Below are 2,841 nucleotides of genomic sequence, written 5' to 3' on the forward strand. Positions count from 1 at the left end.
CCATAGAACGTGCAAAAGCATTAGAAGATTGCCATATTGTCTCCACGAAATGTGCCCATGCACAATGGTTCACCATTTAGTAAAGGAACTTTTGCAGTATCAATAAATACTCCTCTTCTTGCATTTGCACATACTTGTACAAATTGTCGTCATTATGGCGAGAATGAATAAAAATAATGCTTGTTTCTTCACAGGTCTTTAGTTTTAATGATGAATGATAGGTTGAATAAAATCTAAAGCCACATCAGCCACATCTTTATGCGAAGATTATCTAGCAACTTCTATCTATATACTTCAAATCATAGAAAATGTCACTGTTATCATCATCAGATAATTTTATCTCACCATCTTCTTCCAATGAATAGCATGCTATAGTAATAGGGCATTCAATCTCAAAAGTAGCCCAATCATTCTTTAGGATCTTTTCTTCTTTAAGATTTTTAATTGTTGTCTTGTTATTCTTCTCTAAAATCTCTATAAAATATCTAAGAGTAGTATTATCCCCTTCCTCCTTGTTCGCTAATTTACAAAAGTCTTTAGCATGAGAATGTGCAGAGGCATTATTTGATTTAAATTCTATTAAAGCAAGCCTCTTTGCCTTGTCGGTATCAAAAATAACAAGGTCGAAATTAGCAGATTTACCGTCCTTAGGACTAAATATGGGTTTGATATTCTTTCTGTTTTCTGTAAATTTGTATTTTCCAATTGTTGGAGTTTCAATACTATAATATAGTTTCTCCTTTGTAAGAAAATCTCTTAGCTTTTCAACAAATAAAAATCTAAGTTCTTGCTCACTGATCCGAAGTTTTTCATTCGAGTATGTCGGAAAAATTAACCTGTTATCAGATTTATTCTTTTGGATACGTGATAATCCTTCAAAGGTCTCTTTTATAACTTTCTTGACTTTAGAGTCTAAATTCTTTGTTGTCATAATTATTTTTTAGGTATAGGGGGATGATACGCTAAAGTTAGTTATCTGGGGTTAATCCTTTCCAACTTGTGTACAAAGGTAATGAAATGTTCGTATCTCTGCAAGGATTTTATTTACTTGTGTTCCAGTGGGAATATTTCGCTGAGTTCCTGAGCCGTTACCGGCTTGCCCCTGTGGGGGAGATACACTGTTAAGAAACTTTCGCTTGACGTGTGCTGCACAGAACCAGTATGTGGCACCGGGGAAAGCTTCTAAGACAGCATTCTCTACCTTTTAAGTGCATAGGAAACCACCATGTCTATCTTTCTGACGCCTCTTTGCTTCAATGTCTCAAGCTCATCTTTCCGGCATAATTTCTCCCGTGGGGTGATTGACCAGCGTGAGCATTTCCTTGATTACGTTCTCCAACACCTCAGGAATGGTATGATAAGTTCCCTTGGACAGTTGGCTGTCCTTGTGCATGGCGATAAAGGTCGCATCAATATAGACGGCTAAGAATGGGAGGATAGACCACGGCAGTTCCATTGACCGGCATCCTCACGGCATCTGCCGGCAAGATGCCAGCCCTGATGCTTGCTGTAGACTCTCAATGTCAATGCATTTTTATTCAGTATAATGCAATTGACCTCGGAAAGACAGATTATGTTTTCATAAACATTTTGAGGGAAATGAAACTAATTTGTACTTTGAATGTATGAAAGAGTTTTCCGAGAACTCATTAAATGAAATAAGGACGAATACCAGCCACAAGCTGCATTTCAACAAAAATGATATTTTGGGAAACCTAAAAAGCTATTCGATAAGATAGACTCGAAGATTGCGAAAGCTAATCCACTGATTTTGACGTCGTGAACTTCACTCGCAACAAGGTCTGTTTCGGCATATATCTCGACGAAAAGGAGGTCTTTCATGGCCGAGGACAGGGGCAACGTGGTACTGTCCTCAAAAGTGTGTAAGTCATTCTTCTATGACCTTATTCTTAGGTATTGTCCAATAAAAAATGGTAGTGTCCTAAGAAGTATGTAAGTTCCATTTCTTTATTTTATATTTTTCCAAATAGAAAAAATGGAACTTACACATTCGCAAATTTCGGAAATTCTTTCGAATTACACAAGCAGCAGCGAGAGTTTTGTCATCTGATAGGGTAGAGACTTGCCAATATGCTTGTGCCATTGTTTGGCGCAATACCTGCTACGGGTGCTATTGCACGTACAATGACCAATATAAACAATGGCGGTAAATCGCCTCTTGTAGGTGTCATTCACGCTATTGTACTCTTGCTTATCTTCTTGTTTATGATGCCTTTGGCGCAATATATACCTATGTCGTGTTTGGCGGGTGTATTGGTTGTAGTGGCTTACAATATGATCGGTTGGAGAACTTTTGCAGCTTTGCTTAAAACACCTAAGTCGGATATTGTTATTTTGCTTGTTACTTTCCTCCTTACTGTGGTATTCGACCTTACGGTTGCTATCCAAGTAGGCTTGCTTATCGCTTATTTGCTGCTGATGCGTCGTGTAGCGGAAATAACAGACGTGCGTCTTATCACCGATAAGATTAATTTGACCGATGATACTGATGTGCTGTTGGATAAGAAGTGTCTCACCATTCTCGATGGTGTAGAAGTGTACGAAATCTATGGTCCTTATTTCTTTGGACTTGGCAACCGTTTCGAGGAACTTATGTCTACTATGGGTGATAAGTCGGAAGTTCGCATTATTCGTATGCGTAAAGTGCTGTTCATTGATTATACGGGACTTCATAACCTTGCCGTAATGTGCGAACAATCGCATAAACAAGGCATACCAAATTTCTTTACGAGTAAATAATAATTTATTTACACGTAAAGAAATATTTACTTACGTGTAGAAAAATATTTATTTACGTGTAAGTAATTTAGTAGATAAAAT

At 37.6% G+C, this 2,841-nt stretch carries 2 protein-coding genes and 2 pseudogenes; 2 read left to right on the forward strand and 2 right to left on the reverse strand.

The genetic code is table 11. From position 1 onward, the window contains the following. Nucleotides 1-271 precede the first annotated feature (271 nt). Together JCM15124_RS12355 and JCM15124_RS14615 are read right to left on the reverse strand one after the other, a co-directional pair. On the reverse strand, nt 272-931 hold the full coding sequence (locus JCM15124_RS12355) for a hypothetical protein (protein WP_024999653.1): 660 nt from the start codon (nt 929-931) through the stop codon (nt 272-274). Nucleotides 932-1,267: 336 nt separating this feature from the next. Further along, nucleotides 1,268-1,456 (reverse strand): hypothetical protein, encoded by a 189-nt coding sequence (locus JCM15124_RS14615; RefSeq protein ID WP_024999654.1) that lies wholly within the window; start codon nt 1,454-1,456, stop codon nt 1,268-1,270. 540 nt (nt 1,457-1,996) lie between these two features. Here JCM15124_RS14615 and JCM15124_RS17235 point away from each other — a divergent pair. Beyond that, a pseudogene (locus tag JCM15124_RS17235) lies at nt 1,997-2,065 on the forward strand (transposase); the annotation flags it as partial. A 20-nt stretch (nt 2,066-2,085) separates the two neighbouring features. Further along, nucleotides 2,086-2,760 (forward strand): annotated as a pseudogene (locus JCM15124_RS14445) (SulP family inorganic anion transporter); the annotation flags it as partial. Nucleotides 2,761-2,841 lie beyond the last annotated feature (81 nt).

It is taken from the genome of Prevotella falsenii DSM 22864 = JCM 15124 (genome assembly GCF_000613945.1).
In the GTDB taxonomy this organism is placed as follows: Bacteria; Bacteroidota; Bacteroidia; order Bacteroidales; family Bacteroidaceae; genus Prevotella; species Prevotella falsenii.

What these genes read in the sequence shown, in the direction of transcription:
- JCM15124_RS12355 (WP_024999653.1), bottom strand. Translation starts at nt 931, where the DNA reads ATGACAACAAAGAATTTAGACTCTAAAGTCAAGAAAGTTATAAAAGAG.
- JCM15124_RS14615 (WP_024999654.1), bottom strand. Translation starts at nt 1,456, where the DNA reads ATGGAACTGCCGTGGTCTATCCTCCCATTCTTAGCCGTCTATATTGAT.